Annotated in this window: 35 protein-coding genes; 6 read left to right on the top strand and 29 right to left on the bottom strand. The window is 66.0% G+C overall.

Going from position 1 to position 26764, the window contains the following annotated elements:
* Position 1 precedes the first annotated feature (1 nt).
* Positions 2–1609 (bottom strand): murein biosynthesis integral membrane protein MurJ, encoded by a 1608-nt coding sequence (murJ, locus tag FHR22_RS18865; RefSeq protein WP_166945224.1) that lies wholly within the window; start codon positions 1607–1609, stop codon positions 2–4.
* A gap of 27 nt (positions 1610–1636) precedes the next feature.
* Positions 1637–2155: a protein-export chaperone SecB gene (secB, locus tag FHR22_RS18860; protein ID WP_166945223.1), complete on the bottom strand. Its 519-nt coding sequence runs from the start codon at positions 2153–2155 to the stop codon at positions 1637–1639.
* A gap of 264 nt (positions 2156–2419) precedes the next feature.
* Between secB and FHR22_RS18855 the strand changes: the two genes are divergently transcribed.
* From FHR22_RS18855 to FHR22_RS18845, 3 genes are read left to right on the top strand one after another with little or no spacing between them, the layout of a single operon-like run.
* A complete protein-coding gene (locus tag FHR22_RS18855; protein WP_341786909.1) occupies positions 2420–3088 on the top strand; it encodes a Tim44/TimA family putative adaptor protein in 669 nt (222 codons plus the stop codon).
* 19 nt (positions 3089–3107) lie between these two features.
* Positions 3108–4433 carry a murein transglycosylase A gene (gene mltA / locus FHR22_RS18850; protein ID WP_166945341.1) on the top strand — a complete coding sequence of 442 codons (1326 nt, stop codon included), beginning with the start codon at positions 3108–3110 and terminating at the stop codon, positions 4431–4433.
* Positions 4434–4440: 7 nt separating this feature from the next.
* Complete coding sequence (locus tag FHR22_RS18845) at positions 4441–5016, top strand: Smr/MutS family protein (protein ID WP_166945221.1); 576 nt, start codon at positions 4441–4443, stop codon at positions 5014–5016.
* A 224-nt stretch (positions 5017–5240) separates the two neighbouring features.
* Here the strand turns inward: FHR22_RS18845 and dapE are convergent, their stop codons facing one another.
* On the bottom strand, positions 5241–6377 hold the full coding sequence (dapE, locus tag FHR22_RS18840; RefSeq protein WP_166945220.1) for a succinyl-diaminopimelate desuccinylase: 1137 nt from the start codon (positions 6375–6377) through the stop codon (positions 5241–5243).
* Between the two features lie 95 nt (positions 6378–6472).
* Here dapE and FHR22_RS18835 point away from each other — a divergent pair, with 95 nt between their 5' ends.
* Positions 6473–6940 carry a cupin domain-containing protein gene (locus FHR22_RS18835; protein ID WP_208417801.1) on the top strand — a complete coding sequence of 156 codons (468 nt, stop codon included), beginning with the start codon at positions 6473–6475 and terminating at the stop codon, positions 6938–6940.
* Positions 6941–7263: 323 nt separating this feature from the next.
* Here FHR22_RS18835 and FHR22_RS18830 read toward each other — a convergent pair whose 3' ends face one another.
* The 24 genes from FHR22_RS18830 to FHR22_RS22580 all read right to left on the bottom strand — a co-directional run bounded on the left by FHR22_RS18830 (position 7264) and on the right by FHR22_RS22580 (position 22745).
* Positions 7264–7935: a glutathione S-transferase family protein gene (locus tag FHR22_RS18830; protein ID WP_166945219.1), complete on the bottom strand. Its 672-nt coding sequence runs from the start codon at positions 7933–7935 to the stop codon at positions 7264–7266.
* Positions 7936–8091: 156 nt separating this feature from the next.
* Complete coding sequence (yihA, locus tag FHR22_RS18825) at positions 8092–8742, bottom strand: ribosome biogenesis GTP-binding protein YihA/YsxC (protein ID WP_166945218.1); 651 nt, start codon at positions 8740–8742, stop codon at positions 8092–8094.
* 107 nt (positions 8743–8849) lie between these two features.
* On the bottom strand, positions 8850–10607 hold the full coding sequence (gene yidC, locus FHR22_RS18820) for a membrane protein insertase YidC (RefSeq protein ID WP_166945217.1): 1758 nt from the start codon (positions 10605–10607) through the stop codon (positions 8850–8852).
* 42 nt (positions 10608–10649) lie between these two features.
* The gene (yidD, locus tag FHR22_RS18815; protein ID WP_166945216.1) at positions 10650–10862 is read right to left on the bottom strand and encodes a membrane protein insertion efficiency factor YidD; all 213 of its coding nucleotides are present in this window, start codon (positions 10860–10862) and stop codon (positions 10650–10652) included.
* Positions 10863–11120: 258 nt separating this feature from the next.
* Positions 11121–11459 carry a ribonuclease P protein component gene (gene rnpA, locus FHR22_RS18810; protein ID WP_166945215.1) on the bottom strand — a complete coding sequence of 113 codons (339 nt, stop codon included), beginning with the start codon at positions 11457–11459 and terminating at the stop codon, positions 11121–11123.
* Positions 11460–11497: 38 nt separating this feature from the next.
* The gene (gene rpmH, locus FHR22_RS18805) at positions 11498–11632 is read right to left on the bottom strand and encodes a 50S ribosomal protein L34 (RefSeq protein ID WP_039570342.1); all 135 of its coding nucleotides are present in this window, start codon (positions 11630–11632) and stop codon (positions 11498–11500) included.
* A 101-nt stretch (positions 11633–11733) separates the two neighbouring features.
* The gene (locus FHR22_RS18800) at positions 11734–12045 is read right to left on the bottom strand and encodes a PGPGW domain-containing protein (RefSeq protein WP_243853851.1); all 312 of its coding nucleotides are present in this window, start codon (positions 12043–12045) and stop codon (positions 11734–11736) included.
* A 275-nt stretch (positions 12046–12320) separates the two neighbouring features.
* Positions 12321–13115 (bottom strand): alpha/beta hydrolase, encoded by a 795-nt coding sequence (locus tag FHR22_RS18795; RefSeq protein WP_166945214.1) that lies wholly within the window; start codon positions 13113–13115, stop codon positions 12321–12323.
* 118 nt (positions 13116–13233) lie between these two features.
* Positions 13234–13887: a glutathione S-transferase family protein gene (locus FHR22_RS18790; RefSeq protein ID WP_425057473.1), complete on the bottom strand. Its 654-nt coding sequence runs from the start codon at positions 13885–13887 to the stop codon at positions 13234–13236.
* Positions 13884–14339 (bottom strand): hypothetical protein, encoded by a 456-nt coding sequence (locus FHR22_RS18785; protein WP_166945213.1) that lies wholly within the window; start codon positions 14337–14339, stop codon positions 13884–13886. Before FHR22_RS18785 ends, FHR22_RS18790 begins: the two co-directional genes overlap by 4 nt.
* Positions 14326–14823, bottom strand: a complete 498-nt coding sequence (locus FHR22_RS18780; RefSeq protein WP_166945212.1) for a VOC family protein — start codon at positions 14821–14823, stop codon at positions 14326–14328. The genes FHR22_RS18785 and FHR22_RS18780 overlap by 14 nt, the downstream gene beginning before the upstream one ends.
* Positions 14823–15236, bottom strand: a complete 414-nt coding sequence (locus tag FHR22_RS18775) for a VOC family protein (RefSeq protein WP_166945211.1) — start codon at positions 15234–15236, stop codon at positions 14823–14825. Before FHR22_RS18775 ends, FHR22_RS18780 begins: the two co-directional genes overlap by 1 nt.
* Positions 15237–15261: 25 nt before the next feature.
* On the bottom strand, positions 15262–15975 hold the full coding sequence (locus FHR22_RS18770) for a DUF899 family protein (RefSeq protein WP_166945210.1): 714 nt from the start codon (positions 15973–15975) through the stop codon (positions 15262–15264).
* A 42-nt stretch (positions 15976–16017) separates the two neighbouring features.
* Positions 16018–16806 (bottom strand): VOC family protein, encoded by a 789-nt coding sequence (locus tag FHR22_RS18765; RefSeq protein ID WP_166945209.1) that lies wholly within the window; start codon positions 16804–16806, stop codon positions 16018–16020.
* Between the two features lie 21 nt (positions 16807–16827).
* Positions 16828–17544, bottom strand: coding sequence for a DUF899 family protein (locus FHR22_RS18760; RefSeq protein ID WP_166945208.1), 717 nt, complete (start codon positions 17542–17544; stop codon positions 16828–16830).
* 2 nt (positions 17545–17546) lie between these two features.
* Positions 17547–18098 carry a GFA family protein gene (locus FHR22_RS18755; protein WP_166945207.1) on the bottom strand — a complete coding sequence of 184 codons (552 nt, stop codon included), beginning with the start codon at positions 18096–18098 and terminating at the stop codon, positions 17547–17549.
* A 155-nt stretch (positions 18099–18253) separates the two neighbouring features.
* The gene (locus tag FHR22_RS22800) at positions 18254–18973 is read right to left on the bottom strand and encodes a DUF1428 domain-containing protein (RefSeq protein WP_166945206.1); all 720 of its coding nucleotides are present in this window, start codon (positions 18971–18973) and stop codon (positions 18254–18256) included.
* A 31-nt stretch (positions 18974–19004) separates the two neighbouring features.
* Positions 19005–19679: a glutathione S-transferase family protein gene (locus FHR22_RS18745; RefSeq protein WP_166945205.1), complete on the bottom strand. Its 675-nt coding sequence runs from the start codon at positions 19677–19679 to the stop codon at positions 19005–19007.
* Between the two features lie 29 nt (positions 19680–19708).
* Entirely contained in the window at positions 19709–20383 is a 675-nt protein-coding gene (locus tag FHR22_RS18740) for a glutathione S-transferase family protein (RefSeq protein WP_166945204.1), read from the bottom strand.
* A 3-nt stretch (positions 20384–20386) separates the two neighbouring features.
* The gene (locus FHR22_RS18735) at positions 20387–20605 is read right to left on the bottom strand and encodes a DUF4287 domain-containing protein (protein WP_166945203.1); all 219 of its coding nucleotides are present in this window, start codon (positions 20603–20605) and stop codon (positions 20387–20389) included.
* Positions 20602–21018, bottom strand: a complete 417-nt coding sequence (locus FHR22_RS18730; protein WP_166945202.1) for a DoxX family protein — start codon at positions 21016–21018, stop codon at positions 20602–20604. Before FHR22_RS18730 ends, FHR22_RS18735 begins: the two co-directional genes overlap by 4 nt.
* A 24-nt stretch (positions 21019–21042) precedes the next feature.
* On the bottom strand, positions 21043–21480 hold the full coding sequence (locus tag FHR22_RS18725) for a VOC family protein (RefSeq protein WP_166945201.1): 438 nt from the start codon (positions 21478–21480) through the stop codon (positions 21043–21045).
* Between the two features lie 77 nt (positions 21481–21557).
* The gene (locus FHR22_RS18720; RefSeq protein ID WP_166945200.1) at positions 21558–22001 is read right to left on the bottom strand and encodes a VOC family protein; all 444 of its coding nucleotides are present in this window, start codon (positions 21999–22001) and stop codon (positions 21558–21560) included.
* Between the two features lie 36 nt (positions 22002–22037).
* Entirely contained in the window at positions 22038–22745 is a 708-nt protein-coding gene (locus FHR22_RS22580; RefSeq protein ID WP_166945199.1) for a TetR/AcrR family transcriptional regulator, read from the bottom strand.
* Between the two features lie 162 nt (positions 22746–22907).
* Here FHR22_RS22580 and FHR22_RS18710 point away from each other — a divergent pair, with 162 nt between their 5' ends.
* Positions 22908–24416 (top strand): YifB family Mg chelatase-like AAA ATPase, encoded by a 1509-nt coding sequence (locus FHR22_RS18710; RefSeq protein ID WP_166945337.1) that lies wholly within the window; start codon positions 22908–22910, stop codon positions 24414–24416.
* Positions 24417–24421: 5 nt separating this feature from the next.
* The gene (locus FHR22_RS18705; protein ID WP_166945198.1) at positions 24422–24715 is read left to right on the top strand and encodes a DUF1905 domain-containing protein; all 294 of its coding nucleotides are present in this window, start codon (positions 24422–24424) and stop codon (positions 24713–24715) included.
* Positions 24716–24944: 229 nt separating this feature from the next.
* Here the strand turns inward: FHR22_RS18705 and FHR22_RS18700 are convergent, their stop codons facing one another.
* Together FHR22_RS18700 and FHR22_RS18695 are read right to left on the bottom strand one after the other, a co-directional pair.
* Positions 24945–25400, bottom strand: coding sequence for a bactofilin family protein (locus FHR22_RS18700; protein WP_425057472.1), 456 nt, complete (start codon positions 25398–25400; stop codon positions 24945–24947).
* Complete coding sequence (locus FHR22_RS18695; protein WP_166945197.1) at positions 25348–26550, bottom strand: M23 family metallopeptidase; 1203 nt, start codon at positions 26548–26550, stop codon at positions 25348–25350. Before FHR22_RS18695 ends, FHR22_RS18700 begins: the two co-directional genes overlap by 53 nt.
* Positions 26551–26764: the final 214 nt, after the last annotated feature.

Raw genomic sequence — 26764 nt, 5'->3', positions numbered from 1 at the left:
CTTACTCCTGTGCTGGCGCCGGTAGTTTCGCGCGCCGCCGCGTCAGCATGGCGACCAGATCCTTGTCAAGCGCGCCGACGAGGAAGGCGGCGGCGAAGAAGACAGCGCCGCCCGCCGCGACGAGCGCTGCGAGCGACCAGATGCGATCGAAAACCCCGCCGCTATAATAAGGCGCGAGCTGCGGCATCATCCACCACAGCAGTGCCGACATCACCGCGACGGCGACGATCTGGCGCGCGATCTTGCCGGCGAGCTGGGCGGTGAAGTGGAACCAGCCGCGGCGGTGGAGCATGGTGTAGAGCAGCAGGCAGTTGATGCTCGCCGACGCCGCGGTCGCACCGGCGAGCCCGACGATGCCATATCGCTCGACGACATAGAGGTTGATCGCGATATTGATGATCAGCGAGGCGAGCGCGGTCCACACCGGCGTGCGCATATCCTCGCGCGCAAAAAAGCCGGGGTTGAGGATTTTGACGATGACATAGGCGGGAAGCCCGGCGACGAGTGCGACGACGATATGCGCCATGATCGCGCCGTCCGCCGCCGTGAATTTGCCGCCGACGAAAAAGGCGGCGGTGAAGGCCGGGGCGCAGATCGCCAGCGCCGCCGCGGCCGGCAGGGTCAGCAGCGTCGCCATTTCGAACGCATTGCCCTGCAACCGCTGCGCCTCGCTGGCATCGCCCGAATGGATATGCCGCGACAGCATCGGCAATATCGCGGTGCCGAGCGCGATGCCGACGATGCCGAGCGGCATCTGGTTCAGCCGGTCGGCAAGCTTCAGCAGGGTCAGCGACCCCTGCGGCAGCGAGGTCGCGAAGAAGGTGTCGACGAACTGGCTGATCTGGTAAATGCCCGCGCCAAAGGTTGCGGGCAGGATCAGCATGCCGAGCTTCTTCACCTCGGGGGTGAAGCGCGGCAGGCGCCAGTGGAGCTTGAGGCCGGCGCGGCGCACCGACCAGATGAGATAGGCAAGCTGCGCGACCCCGGCGAGGCTGACCGACACCGCCAGCGCGATCGCGACGATGCGGTCGTCATGGCTGTCGCCGCGCAGCCACCAGCCCGCGGTGATGCCGCCGATCAGCACGATGTTGAGCAGCACCGGCGCGAGGGCGCCGGGCGCAAAGCGCGATCGCGCGTTGAGCAGCCCCGACAGCATCGCGACCAGACTGATCAGCCCGAGATAGGGAAAGGTGAGGCGGCTCAGATAGACCGCGAGGTCGAACTTGCCCGGCACCTCCTGGAAATCGCGCGCGAGGAGCCAGACGATGCCCGGCATCGTGATCATCATCACCGCCGAAAAGGCAAGCAAGACCCACAGGAAGACCGACAGGACATCGTCGGCGAATTTCGCCGCCGCTTCCTCGCCGCCGCCTTCGCTCGCGGCGCCGTGCAGCGCGCGGCTGTACATCGGCACGAAGGCGACCGAAAAAGCCCCTTCGGCGAACAGGCGGCGAAAGGTGTTGGGCAGCGTGAAGGCGAGCTGGAAGGCGTCCGCTGCCAGCCCCGCGCCGAGCACGCGGGCCAGCAGCATGTCACGCGCGAAGCCGAAGACCCGGCTGATCAGCGTCAGTCCGCCGATCGTCCCGACGCTTTTGACCAGACTGGTCAAGCCGTGCGCCCGCCCCGCAGGATCGTCTTACGCCTCGCCGACCGGCGCCGGAATGTCGCCCAAGCCCTCATCCTGTGCCTGGACCTGCTGCTGGAACAGGCCATGGAAGTCGATCGGTTCGAGCAGCAGCGGCGGAAAGCCGCCGTCGCGGACCGCATCGGCGATGACGCGGCGCGCGAAGGGGAAGAGGATGCGCGGCGCTTCGGCGAGGAAGAAGGGCTGCAGCTGGTCGTCGGGGACGTTGCGGACACCGAACAGACCGGCATATTTGAGGTCGACGACGAACGCCGTGCCTTCGTCGGCCTTCGACGTCACGTCGACCTTCAGCGCGACTTCGTACAGATTCTCGCCGACCCCTTCGGCGCTGATGTTGAACTGGACGTCGAGCTGCGGCGCCGACTGCCACTGGTAAACGGCGGGTGCGTTCGGATTTTCGAACGACATGTCCTTCACATATTGCGAGATCAGGCCGATCGCGGGGCTCGTATCCTCGCCATTGGGCTGGAGGGCGGGGTTATTGAGGTCGCTGCTGGTCTCGTCAGCCATGATCAATTGCTTTCGTCTGGAACGTTGTGAAGGATCCGGACCGCGGGCCGGAAAGCCCGGCGGCTGGAGGTTGCGGCGCGCTTAGCAGCGCCGCACGGCGAGCACAATGGTGCGCCTGAACGAGCGGCCCTGACGGTCCGGGGCAACCGTCCGGCGTACCAGACGTTGACCTGCCGCGTGCGCCAAGTCATGGAGATTTGAAACATGGCGGCGCTTCGCCTATGTTACGCCAGATTATACCATCGCCGCATTGGACATTTGCCCGTGACTTCTTTTGCTATCGTCTTGCTCGCCATGATTGCCGCCTTCCTCGGCATGCGGCTCTATTCGGTGCTCGGCAAGCGCACGGGGCACGAGCAGGAACCGGTGCTGCCGCGCCGCGACGAGCGTGCGGCACCGGCGCCGGTGCGGCTCGACGACGGCGATACTCCCTCGGCACCGCAGGGCGCGGCTGGCGATACGGCGGGCCTCGTTTATGAACCCGCCGCCGAAGCGGGGCTGCGCGCCTTGCTTGCCGCCGACCGCAATTTCGATGCCGGGCGCTTCATGGAAGGTGCCGAATCGGCGTATCGCATGATCCTCGAGGCCTATTGGAGCGGCGACCGCGACACGCTGCGCGATCTCTGCGACGACGACAGCTACGAAGCCTTCGCCGACGCGATCACGGCGCGCGAGGCTCGCGGCGAAAAACTCGACAACCGCCTCATCGGCATCGATTCGGCGAAGATCACTGCGGTCGATCTCCATCGCAATGAAGCGCGTGTCACCGTCCATTATCGCGCCGACATCAGCGCGGTCACCCGTGACGCCGACGGCCGGATGATTGCCGGGTCGATGAGCGACGCCGCCGCGACCGACGATCTGTGGACGTTCCGCCGCACGATCGGCAGCAGCGACCCCAACTGGCTGCTCGACGAAGCCGAAGCAGCCTGACCGCGTGCGGGGGGTGATGATGGCGCGGCGCGTTCGCGCGTTCGGACTCGCCTGCCTTGTCATACCGCTGCTTGCCGGCTGCGCCTCGGTCATTCCCGATAGCGGCGGGCGCGTGTCGAACGGACCGCTCCCGCCACCGGCTACAAGCAAGCCGGCCCCGACGCCCGCCGGCCCGGTGCGCCCCTATCAGCCGCGCCCGTCCGAAAGCGGCGTCGTTGCGGCCAAGCCGATTCCCGCGACTCCCAACCCGGCGCTGCCCGCGGCGCCCGTCCCCGCAAGCGCGACGACCGCGGCGGCGAGCGGCATCGTTGCGGGCCCGGCCTTCGACAAGCTCGGGGTGACGGCGAATCAGGCGAAAGCCGCACTGGCCGCCTTCCGCCTCAGCTGTCCCTCGGTGCAGCGCCGCGCCGACGCGAGCGGCCTGACGCAGGGTGCCGACTGGACCGAAAGCTGCAATGCGGCAAAGGGCTGGTCGGACAATGACGCGAGCGCCTTCTTCACGCGCTATTTCGGCACGGTACAGGTCGGCGCGGGCAACGCCTTCGTCACCGGCTATTATGAGCCCGAAATCGCGGGATCGCGTGCCAAGCGCCCGGGTTACGACGTGCCGATCTATCGCCGTCCGAGCGATCTCGTCGACGTCGATCTTGGCCAGTTCTCGGCTGACCTCAAGGGCAAGAAGATTCGCGGCCGGGTCGAAGGCAGCAATTTCATACCCTATTACGACCGGCAGACAATCGAGCGCGGCGCGCTCGAAGGGCGCGGGCTCGAAATCGCCTGGGCGGCCGATGCCGCCGAATTCTTCTTTTTGCAGGTGCAGGGTTCGGGGCGCCTGCGGCTCCCCGACGGCGGCGTGATGCGCATCGGCTATGATACGCAGAACGGCCGCGATTATGTCGGCATCGGCAAATTGCTGCTCGATCGCGGCGAACTGCAAAGCGGGCAGGCGTCGATGCAGGGTATCCTCGCCTATCTGCGCGCCGATCCCGTGCGCGGCGCCGCAGTGATGAACGAGAATCCCAGCTGGGTCTTTTTCCGCGAGATCACCGGGCCGGGGCCGCTCGGTGCGCTCGGCGTTCCCGTCACCGGCCGCGCCAGCGTGGCCGCCGATCCCAAATATGTGCCCTTGGGCGCCCCCGTCTTCCTGTCGCTCGACCGCGCCGAGCCCAATGGCCTTTGGATCGCGCAGGATACCGGCGGCGCGATCAAGGGCGCCAACCGCTTCGACAGCTTCTGGGGCGCGGGCGACGATGCCCGCGCGATCGCCGGCGGCATGTCGGGGCGCGGATCGGCGCTGTTGCTGCTCCCGCGCGCCAGCATCGCGCGGCTGATCCCGCCGCGTTGACGCTGCGATGCCGCGGCGCCTCGATCCCGATGAAACGGCGCTGTGGAAAAAGGTGGCGGCGACCGTCAAGCCGTTGCCAAGGGCGAAGGCCCCGCTCGCGCCCGCCGCGCCGCCGACCGTCAGCCCGCCCAAGCAGACGCCGCGCCTGACAGCGGCGCCCGCCGCCGCCCCGCGGCCCCTCGCGAAACTCCCGCCACCGCGCCGCACGCATCAGGCCGCGACGCTCGATGGCCATTGGGACCGCCGGCTCCGCAAGGGACTCGTCCGCCCCGATCTCAGCATCGACCTCCACGGCCATACGCTGGCCTCGGCGCAGGCGCTGCTCGACGAGGCGATCGGGCGCGGGCTGATGCGCGGCGCGCGGGTGCTGCTGGTCGTGGCAGGTAGGCTGCGTCCGGGCGCCGACCGTCTGCCGGTGATGCACGGCGACCCGCGCCCGCGCGGCGCGATCCGCGCTTCGCTCCCTGACTGGCTCGCTTACTCGTCCTACGCCGACCAGATCGTCGCGCTGCGCCCCGCGCATATCAGCCATGGCGGGGCGGGCGCGGTCTATGTCATCCTGCGGCGGGCGCGCGAGGAATAGTCTCACGCAAAGGCGCAAAGGCGCAAAGGCGCGAAGAAGATAAGAAAAAGAGTTTCACACAAAGAGGGCGCGTCACATAGCGGTTGTTGCCCGTCGCCGCAGGCGACTTCTATAAGGCGCTTCGCGCGATGCTGGAGCAGGAGTACGGGTGAAGGCGCGCCCTCTTTGTGTCTTTGTGTGAGTTTTTTCTTCTTCGCGCCTTTGCGCCTTTGCGTGAGATATTTTCAACCCGCGAGCGCGCGCATCAATATGCCGCGATAGATGGCGGTCAGGGTGTGGAGATCGTCCACCGCCACCGCCTCGTCGAGCTTGTGCATCGTCGCATTGGTCAGTCCGAACTCGACCACCGGGCACAGTGCATGCAGGAAGCGCGCGTCCGACGTGCCGCCGGTTGTCGACATCTCTGGCATGATGTCGGTTTCCGCATGAATCGCTTCGGCAACCAGCGCGGACAGATCGCCGGGCGGGGTCAGGAAGGCCTCGCCCGAAATCTTGCCCAGCACCTTGGCTGCGGGTTCGACCTCGTGCGCGATCCGCTCGACCATCGTGACCAGTTCGGAGCCTTTTTGCTGGTCGTTAAAGCGGATCGACAGCCGCGCGCGCGCCGAGGCGGGAATGACGTTGGTCGCGCCGTTACCGACTTCGATATCGGTAAATTCGATATTCGACGGCTGGAACCAGTCGGTACCGGCGTCCAGCGCCACCGCGTCGATCGCCGCCATGATGCGCACCAGCTTGGGGATCGGATTGTCGGCGAGGTGGGGGTAGGCGACATGCCCCTGCGTCCCAGGCACGTCGATCCAGATATTGACCGATCCGCGCCGCCCGACCTTCACCATGTCGCCGAGCCGGTTCACCGACGTCGGCTCGCCGACGACGATCATGTCGGGACGGATGCCGCGTCCTTCCATATGCTCCATCAAGGCGCGGGTACCGAAGATCGCGGGGCCTTCCTCGTCGCCGGTGATGATCAGGCTGATCGTCCCGGCTTCGGCGGGGGTATGGGCGGCCGCCGCGACGAACGCCGCGATCGAACCCTTCATGTCGACCGCGCCGCGGCCATAGAGGAGATCGCCGCGTATTTCGGGAAAGAAGGCGTCGCCGCTCCAGCCGACACCCGGCGGCACGACGTCGAGGTGGCCGGCAAAGCCGAAATGTTTCGGCCCCTTGCCCGTCCGCACCGCGAGCAGATTCTCGACCGGGCCGTCGGGCTCGATGCCGTCGATGAAACGCTCGACGGTAAAGCCGAGCGGGGTCAGCGCGGCCTCGATCACGTCGAAGACCGCGCCCGTTGCGGGGGTGATGCTCGGTGCGGCGATCAGCGCCTGTGCGAGGTCGACGGGGTCGATGGTCGTGCTCATGCCGCTCCCTTACGCGTTCGACCCATGCCAAGTCGAGACTTTGCATCGCCGCGGCTTTGTGCGAAACAAAGAAAGAACAAACAAGGGACTGCATCATGCCCAAACTCGATCTCGACACCATCCAGCAGACGAACGCCACCGGCTATCCCGCGCCCTATAGCGATGCGGTACAGGGGCGCTGGTACCGCCGCCTCGCGCCCGCCGCCGGCATCGACGATTTCGCGGCGAGCCATGTCGTGCTCAAACCCGGCGCCTGGTCGTCGCAGCGCCACTGGCACGACGGCGAGGACGAGATGCTCGTGATGATCGCGGGCGAAGCCATGCTGATCGAGGACGACGGCCGCTCGCCGATGCGGCCGGGCGATATCGCGGTGTGGCCGAAGGGCAGCACCAATGGCCATCATCTGGTCAATGAATCGGACACCGACTGCGTCTTCGTCGCGCTGGGCGGGGGCAAGAAATATGACACCGGCGGCGGCTATTCGGACATCGACATGCTGTTCGGCCCCGACGGCTATTTCCACAAGGACGGCACGCCCTATCCGGTGACGCGGATTCCGTAACGGGTCTTGTCCGGCGCGGCGGCTTCGGGGTGGTGAGCGGGCATTCGTCCAGCCTACCGAGTACCCCGGCGAAAGCCGGGGCCCAGAGTGTTAGAAAGCCGACGTTGCGTGGTACCGCCCTGGTCCCCGGCTTTCGCCGGGGTACACGACGGAAACGGCAGCTATCATCCGCTTCCCGCCCTCACCCCTCGTCATCCCGGGCTTGACCCGGGATCTCGCTTTTTTTGAGGGTGCCGGCCGTTTTCGACATCAAGCGGGGCCCCGGATCAAGTCCCGGGTGACGATGATGGATAGGGCAGCTTCCAGCCGAAACCCGATGCTTCCTACCCCTCGACCGGCCCTTCGAACTGTTCGATCACCCAGTCCTCGGCCTGGGCGCCGCCGATCCATTCCTGCATGCATGGATGGCTGATCACCGCCTGGGCATAGGCGGCGGCAAAACGCGGCAGCGGGATCGAGTAAGTGATGAAGCGCGTGACGACCGGCGCGAACATGATGTCGGCCGCCGACCAGCCGCCGAACAGATAATCGCCTTCGCCGCCGAACCGCGCGCGCGCCTCGGCCCAGATCTGGAAGATGCGGATGACGTCGGCCTGCACTTCGGGAAGCAGTTCGGTCGCGGGATAGATGCGGCGGATGTTCATGCTGTGGTTGCGGCGGAGCGCGGCGAACGACGAATGCATTTCGGCCGCCATCGACCGCGCCATCGCCCGCGCCGCCATGTCTTCGGGCCAATAGCCCTTCGTCCCGCCGGTTTTTTCGTTGAGATAATCGATGATCGCCAGGCTGTCCCAGACGACGATATCGTCGCCGTCCCACAGGATCGGCACCTTGCCGCCCGACGGGGCGAACTCGTCGCCCTCGCGGCGATTGCTCCATTCCTCGTCATAGAGCGGGACGGTGACTTCCTCGAACGGCAGGCCGCTGTGCTTGACCGCCAGCCAGCCGCGCAGGCTCCAGCTGGAATAGGCCTTGTTGCCGAGGAAGAGTTTCATGGGGTCTCCGAAACTCCCCTCCCGCAGGCGGGAGGGGTTGGGGGTTGGCGCGAGCGAAGCGAGCTCCTGCCGTCGACAGGCCCACCCCGCTGCGACTAGCGAACGAAGTTCGCAAGTCTCGCTGCCCCTCCCGCTTGCGGGAGGGGAGCACGTCCGTCAACTCTCCACCGCCTCCAGCACCGCGGTCCGGAGCTCGGCGATGCCCAGCCCCTTTTCGCTGCTCGTCGCGATCACTTGCGGATGCGCGGCGGGGTGCTTGCGGGCTTCGGCCTCGGTCGCGGCCTGAACCTCGGCGAGCGCGCTGGCCTTGATCTTGTCGGCCTTGGTCAGGACGATGCGATAGCTGACCGCCGCGGTGTCGAGCATTTCGAGCACGTCGCGGTCGACCTCCTTGATCCCGTGGCGGCTGTCGATCAGCACGAGCGTGCGTTTCAGCACCGCACGGCCGCGGAGGTAATCGTTGATCAGGAAACGCCATTTCTTGACGATATCCTTCGGCGCCTTGGCAAAGCCGTAGCCGGGCATGTCGACGAGGCGGAAGATCAGCGGATCCGCGCCGACATCGAAATAGTTGAGTTCCTGCGTCCGTCCCGGCGTCACCGACGTGCGCGCCAGCCCGTTCCGGTTCGTCAGCGCGTTGAGCAGCGACGACTTGCCGACGTTCGAGCGGCCCGCGAACGCGATCTCGGGCACGCCCGGCGCCGGCAGATGCTGCAACGCGGGCGCCGATTTCAGGAAGGCGATCGGCCCCGAAAACAGCTTGCGCGCCCGTTCGGGCAGAAGGGGGTCGATGTCGGTATCAGTCATATGCCGTACCCCTGCGAAGGCAGGGGTCCATCTCCTGTTGGTGAAATCCGAAGCCACCGGAGATGGGTCCCTGCCTTCGCAGGGACACACGCCGATGAGAATGGTTCCTATTTCGCCGGGGCCGCCTTCAGCTGCGGGAACTTGCGATACATCCACTGCTGCTGCGCGATCGACAGGCAGTTGTTGGTGATCCAGTAAAGCAGCAAGCCCGCCGCGAACGGCGCCATGATGAACATGAACATCCACGGCATGATCTTGAACACCTGTTGCTGCACCGGATCCGCCGACTGCGGGTTCAGGCGGAACTGCAGGAACATGGTGATGCCGAGGATCAGCGCGAGGATGCCGATGCTGAGCAGCGACGGCGGGGTGAAGGGCAGCAGCCCGAACAGGTTCAATATGTGCAGCGGGTCGGGCGCCGACAGATCCTTGATCCACAGGATGAACGGCTGGTGCCGCATTTCGATCGTCAGCATCAGCACCTTGTACAGCGCGTAGAAGATCGGAATCTGGATGACGATCGGCAGGCAGCCGGCGAGCGGATTGATCTTCTCGTCCTTGTAGAGCTTCATCAGCTCCTGCTGCTGCCGCTGCTTGTCGTCCTTATATTTTTCCTGCAGCGCCTTCATCTTCGGCTGCATCAGGCGCATCTGCGCCATCGACCCGAACTGGCGCTGCGCGATCGGGAACATCAGGGTACGGATGATCAGGGTCAGCAGCATGATCGCGACGCCGAAATTGCCGACCTGCTTGAACAGCCAGTCGAGCAGCTTGAAGATCGGCACCTCGAAAAATTCGAACCAGCCCCAGTCGATCGCGTTCGACAGGCGCGGGATGCCCTGATCGTCCTGATATTTCGACAGGATGCCGACTTCCTTCGCCCCGGCGAAGATGCGGCTGGTCGTCGTCACCTGCTTGCCCGGCGCGACCTGTGCAAAGTCGCGCGCGAACAGCGTCTGGTAATTATTGGCAGCGGGCGAGCTGATCGCGGCGGTGACGCGTTCGCCCTTCGCCGGCACGATCGCGGCGAGCCAATATTTGTCGGTAAAGCCCAGCCAGCCCGCCGACGTATAGCGCACGGCACGGTTCGGCGCTTCCTCGACATCGTCATAATCGACGTCGAACACCGATTTGCCGCCCAGATAGCCGGTCGGGCCGATATGGATCGTCCAGCTGTCCTTTTCGTGCGGATCGGTCGGCTTGCCGAGGCGGTCGATCAGCGCGAAGCTGCTCGCATTGACCGGCGCGGTGCCGCTGTTCGCGATCGTCTGCTTCGCGGTGATCAGATAATTGGCGTCGATGCTATATTCGATGCGGAACGTCTGGCCGGCGCCGTTCGCCCAGCTCAACGTCACCGGCGTCGCCGGGGTCAGTTTCGTCCCCGTCGCGGTCCAGACCGTATTCGGTCCGGGAACCTGTACGCCCTGCGCCGACCAGCCGAGGCTGGTGAAATAGGCGGCCGACGTGCCGCCGGGGGCGAACAGGCGAACCGGCGGCGAATCCTTCTTGATCGTCTGGCGATATCGGGTGAGCGTGATGTCGTCGACGCGCGCGCCCACGAGGTTGATCGAACCCGACAGCGTCGGGGTCTCGATCGGGATGCGCTGTCCTTCGGCGAGCACCGTTTCGATGGGGCGGATCGCTGCGGGCGCTGCGGCGGCGGCGGGCGCACCCGGCGCCGGCAAGGCCGAGGGCTGGCCCTGCGCGGCGGGGGTCGCGGCGGGCGCGCCGCCGGTGCCGGCGACGGTCTTGGTCACGTCGGGCTTCGCGGGGGTCGGAAAAAATTTCGTCGCGACGAAATTCCAGCCCAAGAGGATGGCTACCGACAAAAGAATTGCCGCGATCAGGTTACGCTTGTCGTCCACGCTCGTTGGTCTCTCTTCGTCTCAATGTCGGGATATTCGCTATTACGGCACCGGGTCGTAGCCATGACCGCCCCAAGGATGGCAGCGCAATAGCCGCTTTGTCGCCATCCAGCCACCCTTGATCGCACCATGGCGCTGCAAGGCGACAATCGCATATTCGCTGCACGACGGCGCATAGCGGCACGTCGGCGGCAGGATGCGCGAGGGGCCGATCTGCCAGCCGCGCGCGATCAGGATGAGCAGGCGGGCGATCATGCGGAAAGCCCGGAAAACTGCGCAACTTCACACTGAACCGTCCAAATTCCGTCACCCCGGACTTGATCCGGGGGCCCGCTCTTCACCCTCGCCAAGCGGGACCCCGGATGAAGTCCGGGGTGACGATGGGAGAGAATGGGCGAAAGATGAAAAACGTTGGAAAACCGCGCAACTTCACACTGAAATGGCGTTTGCCGGGGGGATGATGTCGCGATCATGCCCGCACGCTAACCCGGCCAGATATTGTAGGACAGTGCTTCATTTCGCCAGCTTCTTCGCCGCGCGCGCCAGCGCCGATGCCAGATGTTCGCCGAGTTCGGCAAAGACGATGTCGTTGCCGCCGGGGCGGCCGATCAGCACATGGTCGGCGCCCGCGATCCCCGATTCGGGCAGCGCCGCGCGGGTGAGCGCGCGCAGCCGGCGCTTCATCCGGTTGCGCGTGACGGCATTGCCGACCTTCTTGCTGACGGTGTATCCGATGCCCAGCGCATCATCATCGTCGCCGCGCGGGCGGACGAGCAGGACGAAACCGGGCATGGGAAAGCGAAGGCCGCGGTTCGCGGCCAGAAATTCGCTGCGTTTTGAAAGCGTTCGCACCAGCCCGGAACCTGGCGCTGGCGCAGAAGGGTCAGCGATCAGGCCGACAGCTTCTTGCGGCCCTGGGCGCGGCGGTTGGCCAGAATCTTGCGGCCGCCGACAGTCGCCTTGCGGGCGCGGAAACCGTGGCGACGGGCGCGTACGAGGTTGCTCGGTTGAAAGGTACGCTTCATCGCGGTTGTCCCTAAATCTCGTCAAAGGCTCTAACAGAAAAGGGCCGCCAAACGTGGGCGGCCACTGATGGAGGCGCGGATAAGCGAGAGTCGGATGAAAGTCAATCGTCATCCATGGCTCTTTCGAGGCGCACCCGCGCCCGCCGCCGCGCGGCGCTGACCCGGCGCATCACCCGGTCGGTCCAGTCGCCATAGCGCGGATGGCGCCGTTTGAAGCGGACATAGACGCGTTTCGCCCAAGAGCTGTTCTGCAGGCACAGCATCATGCCGATGGGAAAGACGATCAGGAAACCCGGGCCCGGCAGCGGCCCGATGATCACCGCGACGATCATCAGCAGGATGCCGAGGCAGAAGAGGCCCGAACGTATCTGCGCGTTCGACCGCATCCGCTGATAGAGGCTTCGCTTCGCCATGGGGACGATGTGGGGAGGCAGGCGGCGTGTTACAAGGATAAGGCACGTCGTGGGGGTGGGAGATGGTTTTGGAGGACGGGCGCGGATGGCGGTTTTGGGGTGAGGAGTGGACATAGGCTCCACCCACTTTCGTCATCCCGGGCTTGACCCGGGATCCCGCTTTTTTTGAAGTCATCTGCTGTTTTCGAGAGCAAGCGGGACCCCGGATCAAGTCCGGGGTGACGGTGAAGGGAATGACCGGAACCGGCCGCAACCGCCCCGCCCCGCCGCAAGCCTCAGTTCAGGGTGACGAAGCGCGCCATGTCGTCGCGCGTCAGATAGCGGACGTCGTCGAACGGGGTGCTGTTGGTCAGCGCATAGAATTCGCGCGCCTTGGCGCCGTCTATCCCCATTTCGCGGTAGAGGCCGAGATATTCGGCGTGCACCGGGTCGTTCGCGGGATAATCATTCGCCTCGCGGCCATATTCGTCGGCCCAGCTGTGGACCCCGAACTGGGCGTCGGGCGCGGCGCTGCGCCGGGTGCCGGCGAGCCACAGTTCGACCGCGCCCGAGCGCACCGACCCGCCGGCGGGGACGATTGTTTCGAGCCCCGCGCGGCGGATCGCGCGGGCGAGGATCAGATTCGCTTCCTCGTCGAGGCTGCCGGGGCAGTCGACCATCTCGATCCGCTTGAGGCCCGGAAAGGCCGCGAGCATCGCCGCGAACTGGCGCGGCGTCGCGCCGTCGACATCGCCTGCCATGCGGACGGTGGTCGCGTCGATCACCGCGAACGGACCGAAATTCGCCTTGGCATGGCCGAGCGTCGCAAGGGTTCGGCCGGGGGCATAGCGGCGGGTCGTGCCCCCGGAACCCTGGACGTCAGCGTCGCCGGCGAGCGCTTCGTCGTCGAGCAGCGCGCTGTCCTCATCGATGACGCTGCCGTCATCGGCGGCGTCGGCATCGTCATAGCTCCACGTCACCGTCGTCGTGGTGACGGTGACGAACTGCTGTGCATGCGCCGGCGCGAACACCAGCACCGCCGCGAAAGCGGCGATGATCAGCGTGCGGACGAGGGCGAGCGGTCGGACCATAGGGCCGCTTTCGCGCGCGCGCACTTGCCAAAATGCAAAGCGGCAACGTCAGCGCCCCGTTAACCTCTTCGCGCCCGCCGTGCCATTTCGGGACGGCCGCCCGCGACAATGCTAATGATCAATCGCGGTCGGGCGCGCCGAGCGGGAAATAGGCGCGGTACGGCCGGGCATCCTCGACGCAGCGCGCCATCGACGGATGTGCGAGCAGGCGAGCGCGATAGGCGCGGAGATTCTCGTACGCTTCCGGAATCGGGTGAACCCAGTCGGCGTAGAAGAGCGACGGTGCCGCGGCGCAATCCGCCAGCGTAAAGCCATAGGGCGTCGCCCAGCCGCCGCCCGCCAGTTCCTTGTCGAGCCAGGCGTAGATAGTGTCGAGCGCCGCCTTCGCCTGCTCGACGATCATCGGCACATGATTTTCGGTACCGCGTATCGCATCCGCCACCACCGCCTGCATCCGGCCCATCACATGATGGTCGAAGACGCGGTCGAACAGGCGGACCTTCAGCGCGGCATCGAAGTCCTGCGGGATCAGCCGCGGTTCGGGAACCAGATGGTCGAGATATTCGATGATGATCGACGATTCGAAATAAGGGATATCGTCGTGGACGAGCAGCGGGAACTGGCCGACCGGCCAGTGCGCCCTGAGTTCGGGCATATGGTCGGGAAAGGCGGGGTCGACCGAGCGATAGTCGAAATCGATCCCCTTCTCGTAAAGCGCGATCAGCGCCTTCCACGTATAGGAGGAGAAGGGGTGGCCATAGAAGATCATCATCGGCGGTTATCCTGGCGCGTCAGCCAGGCGAGCGGCCAGCCGACGAAGACGATGTGGGGAAAGAGCGCGATCGCACCCTTCATAAGATCGGCGGGCGGGAAGGGCATTCCGAAGCGCAGCGGCAGGACGACCCCGTTCATGATATAATAGAGGATCAGGCCGTAGATGGTGCCGGTCAGCCACCATGGCCATGCGGTGAGCGCGGACCAGCGCCGCGCGACGAAGAACCATGAAGCGACCATCGCGCCCATGATCGCATAATGCGTCGCGAGCCCGGCGATGTCGCCGCCGATCCCCCACGTCCGCGCACCGTCGCCGAACGGCCCGCTCGCCACCGCGTGCAGCATGGAGGAGACGGTGCCGCCCTGCACCACGCTCGACACCGCCGCATAGACGATGTCGAGCGTGCCGCAGAGCGCCCATGCGAAGGGCGCAGGGCTACGCCGCGCCAACGGCTTCGCCCTTGATCGCGGCTTCGATGGCGCTGATATCGATCTTTTTCATCGCCATCATCGCGTCGAAGGCGCGCTTGGCCGCCGCCTTGTCGGGGTTGGTCATCACGTCGGTCAGGACGCGCGGGGTGATCTGCCAGTTGACGCCCCATTTATCCTTGCACCAGCCGCACATGCTTTCGGCGCCGCCATTGCCGGTGATCGCGTTCCACAGCCGATCGGTTTCCTCCTGCGTGTCGGTGTGGACCTGGAAGGAAAAGGCTTCGTTGTGCTGGAAGGCGGGGCCGCCGTTGAGGCCGATGCACGGAAAGCCGAGCACGGTAAAATCGACGGTCAGCACATCGCCTTCCTTGCCGCTGGGGTTGTCGCCGGGGGCGCGGTGGACCGCGCCGACCTGGCTGTCGGGGAAGGTTGCGGCATAGAAATGCGCCGCTTCCTCGGCGTCCTTGTCGTACCACAGGCACAGGGTTGCTTTTCCGGACATCATTTCTCTCCTTTTATCGGCGTACCGAGCGACCAGCTATGGCCGAACGGATCCTTGATCTGACCATAGCGGTCGCCCCAGAACATATTGTCGAGCGGCATGATCACCGTCGCGCCGGCGGCGACCGCGCGCTCGAACCACGCGTCGGCGTCGTCGACCTGCAGGTGCAGCGTCACCCCATTGGGGGGCGAGCTTTCGTTATCGACATATTCGGGAAATTCGTCGTGGAGCATCAGCGATGCGCCATTGACCGTCAGGTGCGCGTGCATCAGCCGCACCCCGTCGTCGGCGGGCATGCGCATATTCTCGATCGCGCCGAACGCCTTGACGTAGAAGTCGATCGCTTGCGCGCCGCGCTTGTCGGCGATCGCCAGATGCGGGGTCAGGCCGCTCGTCGGTCCCTGATTGTCCATCGTTTCTCTCCTTTTCCTTGCCGGTTCAGGCGTCGTCATAGCTCAGGCTGGGATACCAGTCGGTGCCGCGTCCTTCGGGGGTCAGGTCGAGCAGGTTCCACAGCGGGTTCGGATCGGGGGCGCCGTGCGGGTCCTGTCCCGGATCGGCGATATCGGGGCCGCCCTCGACGCTCCAGAAATGGCGGATCGTGCCGCCCTTGCGCGTGAAGACGCTGTATCCCGCCATGTCGTCGTCGCGGGTCTCGCCGATATAATCCTGCCAGAAATCGCCGCTCGGGTCCGCATAGAGCTTCAGATGATTCCAGCCCTGTTCGCGCGCGAAGGCGGCGAGGCGCGGATAGGGCGAGCGGGCGACGATCGCAAAACCGATCCGTTGTTCAAGGTGCGGCACCTCGGGGTCCCAACTCGCCACCGTCGCGGTGCACATTGGGCACGCCTGCTTGCGCTCGGGACCGTACATCATGCCATAGACGAACAGCGTGTCATGATCGCCGAACAGTTCGGCGAAGCCGACCTCGCCATCGGCGCCGACGAAGCGGTAATCCTGCGTCACCGCGCCGCCGGGGGGCAGCGCGCGCCGCTGCGCCGCGACGCGCGCCAGGTGACGGCGCAGTTCGATCTCCTCGACGAGCAACGCTTCGCGCGCCGCCCGATATTCGGCGCTTTCGTTCGGCGTCGACTGCGGTTGGCGCCGCCGCACCAGCTCTTCGGCGGGGATCAGCTTTCGGGTACCGGTCATCATGCTTTCCTTTCCTGCCCCCTCGAAGGGTGCCGGTCCGCGCTATTTGCGCGGGCCGACGAGGCCGAAGGCGGCGCCCTGCGGATCGATGCCGTTCATCGCATATTCGCCGCCGGGGATTTCCATCGGTTCGTTGGTGATCGTGCCGCCATTCGCGGTGATCGCGGCGTGCGCGCGGTCGATATCGTCGACGCCGATGTAGAAGCTCCAGATCGGGGCGGGATAGCCCTCCATCAGCGGCATCATCGCGCCCAGCCCGACATCGCCGCGCTGGATGAAGCGATAGGCGCCATGTTCGCCCATCTCCATCTGCCCTTCCTGGCCCCAGCCGAAATGCTTTTTATAAAAGGCGATGGCGGCGTCGGGGTCGCTGGTCGCGAGTTCGTTCCAGCGCACGCGTTGCGCTTCGGTCACCGAAAAGACGTCGCTTTCGCCGCCGCCCTCGGGCGGGACCGGGTCCATGATATAGAAGGGCGCGCCCTGCGGGTCGGTGACCATCGCGATGCGCCCGACCGGAATGTCCATCGCCCCCATCTGGACGGTGCCGCCGTCGGCTTTGATCGCCTCGATCGCCGCATCGACGTTATCGACATGCAGATAGCCGAGCCAGATCGGCCGCGCGCCGCCCGCGAGCATATTGGCATCGAGCGCGAGCATCCCGCCTGCGTTGCCGCCGTCGCTGCGCCCGATCATGCGGTAATCGACCCCGCCCGCGGTGGCATCGCCTTGCGAGGGGATATTCCAGCCGACCACCGCGCCGTAAAAGGCGGCGGCACCGGCCGGATCGCTCGTCATCAGTTCGTACCAGATGAAATTGGCAGCCTCGGTCATCGTCTCTCTCCTTTGTCCGGTTCAATAGGTCAGGCTGGGAAACCAGTCGCCGCGCCCCTCGGGCGTCATGTCGAGCAGGCCCCACAGCGGATCGACAAGGTCGCCGGCGCGATGATGCTGGCCCGGATCATCGGGCGCATAGGCCATTTCGCTGGCCCAGACGTGGCGGATGGCGCCGCCGTCGTTGCGGAAGACGTTGAAGATCGTCTCGTCCCAATTCTCATCGGGTTTCATGCCGCGTTCGGCGCGCTTGGCGTCACTGATTTTCGACGTGTCGCCGAAATAATCCGCCGAATAACGCCCGTCGACGTCGGACAGAAAGACGAGGTGCGGCCAGCGCCGGTCCTTCGCCCAGGCTTCGAGCCGCGCGATCGGCGACTTGGCGACGACATAGAGCGGCGCGCGCTGGCCGACATGGCGCGCGGCGCCGTCGATCGCGTCGAGCATATGGGTGCAGCCGTTGCACGGCTTGTCGCGTTCGGGGCCGAACATGAAGCTTTGCACGATGATGCTGGGCTTGTCGCCGAACAATTGGGACAGCGTCACCCGCTCGGGGCGCTGATAAGCACCGATCCGCTCGAAGCTGTAATCCTCGGGGATCTCACCGCCCGGGGGCAGCGTGCGGCGCTGCGCCGCGACTGCCTCGATCTGGCGGCGGAGCGCAATCTCCTCGTCGAGCAGCGCGATCCGCGCCGCACGATATGCGGCGCTTTCATTGGGGAAGGACAGATGTTCCATGATCAACTCCTGTAGCCGGGCGTCGCCTCGAGCGGCGGGGCGCGGAAACCCATCGCGATCCACGCGGTCAGCAGCCGCCACATGAATTTGCCCGACGGAGTCCGGTAATTGGGGACGTCGTCCGGCAGCTCGACGCCATCGGGGCGGTCGCCGACGATCGTCCGCATCTCGGGCGCCGGGCGTTCGCTTTCGGGGATGCGCGCCGAATAGACGCTCAGCCAATGGCCCTTGGTGAATTCGAGCGCGACCGGCGTGTTGCAGCATCGCGCCACGAAGCGCCGCGTCGGCGAATCGGGGGTCAACCGATGTTCGCCAAGCTGGTCCGATCCCGACAGCCATTCGACCCGATCCTTGCGGACGAGCAGATAGGGCGTGCCGCCGTCGGCGCCGACCACAGCGGGCGCGCCGGGAAGCGCTTCGAACCCATGCCCTGCCGTCTGGCAGCTCTGGCAATAACAGGTCGCCGCCATGATCGGCTTGCCGGTGAGTTCGAGGTTCACCGCGCCGCATTGGCACGATGCGGTGCGCGTTTCTCTCTTTTGGGTGCCGGTCATCGGGTCTCTCCTCTGATCCTCCCTGTGGCGCAGCCATGGGGAGGGGGACCGCCGCCGCAGGCGGTGGTGGAGGGGCGGCGACGGTGCGCCATCGCCCCTCCGTCAGCCCTACGGGCTGCCACCTCCCCATCGCTCCGCGACAGGGAGGAGCAAAGTCAGGCCTCGACGATCGGCGCGAAGCCGCCATAGATCATGCGCGCACCATCGAACGGGTTGTTGTCGGGATCGTGCTTCATCCGTTCGTCGGTCATCATCTTTTCCCAACCCTTGGTGCGCGCGTCCTTGTCCGGCCACTCGACCCAGCTGTAGACGACGGTCTCGCCGTCCTGCTTGTGCGCGGCGCGGGCATAGTCGGTGACCTTGCCGTCGGGGACATCGTCACCCCACGCCTCGACGACGCGCGTCGCGCCATAGTCGCGGAACACTTCGGACGCCTTCCGCGCCATCGCGCGATAGGCTTCCTTGTTGCGGTCGGGGACGGGCAGGACATAGCCATCGACGTAGCTCGTCTGGCCCGCCGCGCGGTCGTCGACGATCGAATCGAAACCGCCGATGATCATCCGCTTCGCGTCGAACGGCATCTCGCCGCCCATCGCCTCCATGCGCGGGTCGCTCATCATCTTCGCGTTCGCGGCGTCGCGCGTCGCCTTGTCGGGATATTCGAACCAGCTGAACACGACGGTCTCGTCGTCCTTCGCCTGCACCGCGCCTTTCAGGTCGTTGACCTTGCCGTCGGGCACATCGTCGCCCCAGCATTCGACCATCCGGCTCACGCCGAATTCCTTGAACAGCGGCGCCGCGTCGGCGGCGTGCTTGCGATAGGCTTCCTTGTTGGCGGTCGGCACCGCGACCACAAATCCTTCTACATAGGTCATCTTGTCTCTCCTTGGGGGGTGGGAGGAGTTTTCAGGCGGCGGGTGGACCCGCTTCTTCGCTGAAGGCGGCCAGCTGCGCGTCCATCGCGCGCTGGAAGGCGGGTCGGGCGAGGCAGCGACCCAAATACGCCTGCAATCGCGGCTGTTCAGCGATCAGCCCCGCTTCGACGGCTTCGCGCAGCACGGTCGCCATCGCGATGTCGGCAACGCTGAATTCGCCCGTCAGATAGTCCTTGTCGCCGATCGCGTCATTGAGGCGGCCGAGCCGGCCCTGAATGAACTCGATCAGGCTCGGCCGGCGCAGCTTCGCCCATTCCTCGTCGGTCGAGAAAATATCGACATTGCCGAGTTCGAACAGCATCGGCTCGACGCTGTTATAGGCCGCGAACAGCCAGGCGAGCGTGTTCGCGCGCTGCTGCGGGTCGCGCGGCATCAGCCGCGCATCCTTCTCGGCGAGGTGGAGCAGGATCGCGCCGCTTTCGAACAGGCGGATGCCGCCGTCGTTAAGCACCGGCACCTGCCCCCACGGCTGGAACAGGAAATGGTCGGCCGGACGGTTGATCGCGCTGATCAGATGCTCGGCATAATCGAGCCCGATTTCCTCGCACGCCCAGCGCGGGCGCAGATCGCGGACATAGCCGCGCGCGAAATCGGGAACCCAGTCGAAGGCGGTGACTTCAATCTTGCTGTCGGGGTTTACGGGCATGGCTATCTCTCCTCCGTTGAGCGTGAGTTTCAGGCGGGCAGCGGTTCGCCGACCGCGCAGTCGGCCAGATGCGCCGCCATCGCGCTTTGAAAGGCCGGGCGCGACGTGCCGCGCGCGACATAGGCGGCCAGATTGGGATGCGGCGCCAGCAGCTGCGGATTGGCATTGCGCAGCACGTCGATCATCACGATGTCGCCGATCGAGAAACGATCTTCGAGCCAGTCGCGGTCGCCCAGCGCCTGCGCCAATCGGGCGAGGCGTTGTTCGGCAAAGGGTTTTGCCGCTTCCATCGATCCGGCGAGCCAATCGGTGCCCTGTCCCTTGACGGTCAGTATGACCAATGTCTGGATCATCGGTTCGACGCTGTTGAGCGCCGCGATCGCCCAGCTGATGGCCCGCCCCCGGCCCTTGGCATCGCGCGGCAACAGACGCTCGTCCCTTTCGCCGATGTGGATCAGGATCGAACCCGATTCGAACAAGGTCAGGCCGTTTTCCTTATAGACCGGCACCTGCCCAAAGGGCTGGTCCGCCATATAATCCTGTGGCTTGTCCTCGAAAATCCCGTCGATCAGGCGCGCACGATAGGGCAGGCCGATTTCGTCCAGCGCCCAGCGGATGCGGATATCCTTGATGCGTCCGTAGGCGAAGGACGGCACGGCCTTATAGGCGGTGATCTCGATTGCGGCATCGCTATCGACCGGCATGACCTAGTTCCTCTTCCCTTTGATCCAGGCGACGATCGACATCGCGTGGCCGTGGCCCAGGTCGAAGTCGCTCTTCAGCCAGTCGATGATCGCGCCGGGTTTGACGCCAGGGGCAAGGCCGTCCTCGTTGGCGAGGCCCTTGCCGATCGCGATGCTCTTCAATTCGCCGGCCGATTTGCCGGTCTTCGCCTCGACATTGTCGATATAGGCCTGAAAGCTCATGCGCTCGCTCCTGCCCGCAGCGGGATCAGCGCGCGGAGGCGCGGATCGCGCAGCCACAGGCCGCCCCACAGCATCAGGCCAAGGTAGACGCCGAACAGGCTGTGGCTGAACAGCGGGCTGCCGATGCGGACATGGGTGCCGATCGCGCCGCCGAGATAGCCGGTGATCAGGATCGCACCCAGGATCGCCGTGCGCGGCCAGATATAGAGCAGGGTCGGGATCAGCAGCAGGAGCCCCAGCATCGTCATCGTGGGGACGTCGAGCGGCCATCCGAGATCGGGCGGGCTGTATTTGATCGCGGTCTCGGGCGACACCAGCTTCAGCCCGGCATCGAAGAGGAGGAAGAGGATCACGAGGCCGCTCAAAACATGGCCCGCGATCAACTGACCCTTTCCGGTTTGTTGGTCCGTCATTCTCTTCCTCCTCCCTTATCGTCTTTATGCTTCGGCTTCGGCGGGTTCGCCGGCGGGGATCGCGGTCGGGTCCATCCACATCACTTCCCAGATATGGCCGTCGGGATCCTCGAAGCTGCGGCCGTACATGAAGCCGCCAAAGTCCTGCGTCGGGGTCGGGTCGGCCTTGCCGCCCGCCTTGACCGCCTTGTCGACCTGGCCATCGACCGCTTCGCGGCTGTCGGCGGAGACGCAGATCAGCACCTGCGCGGTCGTGTGCGCGTCGGGGATATTCTTCGAGGTGAAGGTCGCCCATTTTTCATGCGTCAGCAGCATGACGTGGATCGACCCTTCCTCGACCACCATGCACGCGGCGGTGTCGTCGGTGAAGGCGGGGTTGTTCGCCGCGCCGACGGCTTCATAAAAGGCCTTCGACTTGTCGAGGTCGGTGACGGGCAGGTTCACGAAAATCATCTGGGGCATCTACTCTCTCCTTGGGGGTGGTTGTTCGGGTTGGTTCGCGGCGCCGGCGATCGCCGGTCGTCCGCTGCGCCTGTCTTTTACTCGGCGGCAACTTCGGGGACGGGCTGCTCGCCATTGGCGACCGCGGGGTCCATCCAGAAGGGGCCCCAGACATGGCCGTCGGGGTCGAGCAGGTCGCGGCCGTACATAAAGCCATGATCCTGCACCGGATTGACGTCGGCGGTGCCGCCATGCGCCGCGCCCGCTTCGATCATCGCGTCGACGGCCTCGCGGCTGTCCATCGCGAGCGCCAGCGACACCTCGCTCGAACCGCGGGGTGCGATCGGCCGGTCGGTGAAGCCTTTCCATTTCCCGTGGGTCAGGATCATCACGAAGATCGTGTCGGACCACACCATCGCGGCGCCGGTCTCGTCGCTGAAGCGCGGCTCGTTGGTGAAGCCCAAGGCTTCATAAAAGGCCTTCGATTTGGCCAGATCGGCGACCGGCAGGTTCACGAAGATCATCTTGGGCGTGGTGGACATCGGGGGAACTCTTCTCTCGTTTCTTTTCCGGGGGGCTCAGCCTCTGCCGAACAGCATGAGGATGTAACGCTTCAGGTGGGTGACGCTGTCGCGCGCGATGGCGGCATCGTCGGTGGTCTTCGCCATGATGAACGCGCCTTGCAGCACCGCCTGGACATGGCGCGCGAGGCTGATCGCGCTGACCCCGTGCGAAACGCCGTGGCGCGCGATTGCCGCCTCGATGTCGGGGGCCAGCGCTTCGCAATAGGCGTTGATGCTTGCCTCGCACGCGGCGCGGATCGCCGGGCTCGTGCCATAGGCTTCCTGCACCATGGTGCCGACGAAGCAGGTGAAATCCTCGACAGGGCCGTCGAGCATCGAAAAGCGGAAATCGATATGGCCGAGCAGGCGGCCCAGCGGATCATCCAGCTTGGTGTGCGGCGGCATTTCGAACATCGGGCGGGCGCGTTCGGTCCAGCCTTCGGCGGCCGCGATTGCCAGCGCTTCCTTCGATGTGAAGTGATGGAAGAAGGCGCCCTTGGTGACGCCCGCCACCGCGCAGATTTCGTCGACGGTCGTCGCGGCGTAACCTTTCCGGCGCACCGTGGCGTGCGCGGCGGCGATCAGCTTGTCGCGTGCACTGCCGCGCGGGGCGCGGCCTGCTCCCGGGGTGCCGCCGCCCGCCGAGGGGACATTGCGGGCGGCGGCGGCGCGCGGCGTGCGCCGGGGCGCCGAAGGGACAGATGGAGGCTGATTCGTCGTCATGCGAATCTACATACCGACTGGTTGGTATGTTGTCAAATGTGCAAATGATGCCACGCTACGCGGCACCTTCGCCAACTTCCGAAAAGACTCGACCTTCGCGCTGCCGGGGTTAAGAAGGCACGGGAACAAAGGGTGGACATCATCGCCGTTCCGGGGGGGATCATGGTCGCAATCGTTTCTACCGTCGCCTATCTCGGCATCGACGCGCGGGGGGTGGAGGTGCAGTGCCAGATCACGCCCGGCGTGCCGCGCTTCGTTGTCGTCGGCCTGCCCGACAAGGCGGTCGGCGAAAGCCGCGAGCGCGTGCGCGCCGCGATCGCCGCGATCGGCCTGTCGCTTCCGCCCAAGGTCATCACCGTCAACCTGTCGCCCGCCGACTTGCCCAAGGAGGGGTCGCACTATGACCTGCCGATTGCGCTCGCGCTGCTTGGCGCGATGGGGGTCGTCGATTCTGAAACGCTCGCCTCTTATGTGGTCGTCGGCGAGCTTGGCCTCGATGGCCGGGTGGCGCCGTCGCCCGGCGTGCTGCTTGCCGCGATCCACGCGGGCAGCGTCGAGCGGGGGTTGATCTGCCCCGCCGCCCAGGGGTCCGAGGCGGCGTGGGCCGGCAATGTCGAGGTACTCGGCGCGCCCGACCTTCTTTCGCTGCTGGGGCATTTCAAGGGCGGCGCCCTGCTTTCGCCACCGGTGGCGGGCGAGGTTGAGACGCCGGTGCGCGCGGCGGACCTGGCGCAGGTGAAGGGGCAGGAAACGGCGAAACGCGCGCTCGAAATCGCGGCGGCCGGCGGACATAATCTGCTGATGTCGGGTCCGCCGGGGGCGGGCAAGTCGCTGATGGCGGCGTGCATGCCGGGCATCTTGCCCGACCTCACCCCCGGCGAGGCGCTCGAAGTGTCGATGATCGCGTCGGTCGCGGGCGGGCTCGACGGCGGGCGCCTCGTCCGGGCGCGGCCGTTCCGTGCCCCGCATCATTCGGCGTCGATGCCCGCGCTCGTCGGCGGGGGCTTGCGTGTCCGGCCGGGCGAGGTCAGCCTCGCGCATCTCGGCGTGCTGTTCCTCGACGAACTGCCCGAATTCCAGCGCGGCGTGCTCGATTCGCTGCGCCAGCCGCTCGAGACGGGCGAGGTCAGCGTCGCGCGCGCCAACGCGCATGTGACCTTTCCGGCGCGCGTCCAGCTCGTCGCGGCGATGAACCCGTGCCGCTGCGGCCATCTCGGCGATCCCGCGCTCGCGTGCAGCCGCGCGCCGCGCTGCGCCGCCGATTATCAGGCCAAGCTGTCGGGTCCGCTGCTCGACCGCATCGACCTGCACGTCGACGTGCAGGCGGTCAGCGCCGCCGACCTGGTCCTGCCGCCGCCGGCCGAGGGCAGCGCCGAAGTCGCGGCGCGCGTCGCCGCGGCGCGCGCCGTGCAGACCGCGCGCTATGCGGGGCACAAGGCGCGGACCAACGCCGAAATCGACGGCGAATTGCTCGAAGCGGTCGCGACCCCCGACGAGGCGGGGCGGGGGCTGCTCGCACAGGCGGCCGAGGCGATGCGGCTGTCGGCGCGCGGTTATACGCGCATGCTGCGGGTCGCGCGGACGGTCGCCGATCTGGCTGGCGCCGAAACGATCGGGCGCATCCATATTGCCGAGGCCTTGAGCTATCGGCGGCAGGCACCGCGGAACTGATGGCGATGGATGAGATTGTGTTCGAAGCCGAGATCATCGAGTGGCGCGGGCCGGCGCCGTTTCTGTTTGCGGCGGTCCCCGACGAGCATGTCGCCGATATCCGCTATGCGGCGCTGTCCGAAAGCTATGGCTGGGGCGTCGTCCCGGTCGTCGCGCGGATCGGGTCGACCGAGTTCACCACGTCGCTGTTTCCGCGCGACGGCGGCTATCTGCTGCCGGTGAAGGTTGCGGTGCAGAAGGCGGAAGGGGTGGGGCTCGGGGAGCGGGTGATGGTCTCGCTGCGCGTTGGGCGGCGCTGAGCTTTCCGGTGGGAGGTGGCGGTTATTGGCCGGTTGCGGTCATAAAAGCCCTCTCCCCTTGGGAGAGGGTTGGGTGAGGGTGTCTGCGGTTGGTTTTCGCAGGCGAGGGCTGAACCCCTCACCCAACTTCGGCTAGGCTGCTTTGCAGCCAAGCCTGCGTATCCCTCTCCCACAGGAGAGGGGGAACGGCAGCTCCTCACCCCTAAGCGGATGTCGGCTGTAATCGGGGTCAGTTTCCGACCGATGCCGATCTGTTTTCGACGACTTCAAGCGGCGGCGGCGCCTTGGCGGCGCCTGCGCCGTGGCGGCGGTGGCTCAGCTTGCCGTCGACCTTGCCGCCGTTTTCGATCGTGATATTTTCATAGATCACATCGCCGGTGATCCGCGCGGTGGGATGGACGATCAGCGTCTTGGCCTCGATCGACCCGTCGACCAGACCCGCGATCTTCGCGGTCTCTGCGGTCACCGCGCCCTTGATCTCGCTCGCTTCGCCCTGGACGAGGTTGGCGCATTTGAGGTCGCCGTCGATCTTGCCGTCGACATGCAGGTCGACGCTGGCGGCGACATTGCCGGTGACGACGACATCTGATCCCAGGATCGAAAAGGTCGTGTGACGGGCGCCGGTCGCCATCTTAGCGGGCACCGGCGGTGCCGGCTGCGAGGGCGCCGACTCGCTGTCGGGCATCGGCTTTGACTTCGAGAACATCGGCTTTGGCCTCCAGGAAGCGGCGCGGGTTGACCGCGGCGCCGTTCAGACGGACTTCGAAATGCAGGTGGCTGCCGGTCGAACGGCCGGTCGAGCCCATTTTGGCGATCTGCTGCCCCGCGGCGACCGCGCTGCCGACCTTGGTCGTGAAGCCCGACAGATGCGCGTAGCGGGTAAGGATGCCCTGGCCGTGATCGACCTCGACGACGTTGCCGTAGCCCGATTTCTGGCCGACATACACGACCTTGCCGGGCGCGGCGGCGAGGATGGGGGTGCCGATCGGGCCGGGGAAATCGAGCCCCGAGTGCATCGCGCCGGCGCCGGTGAAGGGATCGCTGCGATAGCCGTAGCTCGACGAGAGCATCAGGACATTGGCGGGCTGGCCCGAGGGGATGGCGACGAGGGTGCGTTCGAGCACTTCCATGCGGAACAAGGCACCTTCGAGCGCGGCAAAGCCCTTGCCGAGCTCACCGGCGCGGCCCAGCCGACTGCGATAGGGGATGAAGGGACCACCGCGGCCGGTAGCGGCGCTGCGGACCAGCGAAACGGGATCGAGGCCGAGCTTGGCGACCGCGCTCTCGGCCTTGGCGGCGCGTTCGCTGACCGCGGCGAGCAGGCGCGCCGAAAAAGCTTCCTGCCGCGCTTCGATCCGCGCCAGCGCCTGCGCTTCGGGGGGCAGATTGGGGTCGATGGCGCTGGTCTTCAGCGCTGCGGGCTGGGTGCCGGCGGCGGGCGCGGCGGCCTCACCCGGAATGGCGGGCTCGTCGCCGAAATAGCTTTTCTGCCATTCGTCGAGCTGGTTCTGCCGTTCCTCGAGATCGGCGGCGGTTTCGGCGACGCGATCGCGATATTTGGCGATGCGCGCCTCGGCCGCCGTCGCCGCGGCCTGCTTCTGCGCGACTTCGGCGCGCTCGTCGGCGCCGAGCAGCTGGTTGACGAGCACCGCAAGCATCGTGCCGGCCCAGACGAGCAGCACCAGCCCGGCGATCAGCGCGACGCGCTTTTGCCAGACGGCGCTGACCCGCAGAAAACGGACATGGCCGTGCGTGCGAACGAAGATTTCATGGTCCTGGAACAGCGCGGATACGCGCTGGCGCCATTGGCGCAGGCCCGTCGATAACGAAGACAAGTAGCGACCCCATCTTATGTTTTTGTGGAGCCCTCCGCCCCGACTTGCTGGCGCCTGTAACAGTCAACAAGGGGCGGCGCGAATCTTTGACCCGCGACTCGCGCCGAGTCGAACATGACTCGCGGTGAACGGTGTCATAGGGCGCAAATAGTGCCGTTTTGGCAGGAAATTGCTTGCGAATCGCGTGGTAATATTGACGGCTTGCTTACCATTT

Source organism: Sphingopyxis panaciterrae, assembly GCF_011762125.1.
In the GTDB taxonomy this organism is placed as follows: domain Bacteria; phylum Pseudomonadota; class Alphaproteobacteria; order Sphingomonadales; family Sphingomonadaceae; genus Sphingopyxis; species Sphingopyxis panaciterrae.
Note: the sequence above shows the minus strand (reverse complement) of the source record. Positions and strands in the feature narration are given on the sequence as shown.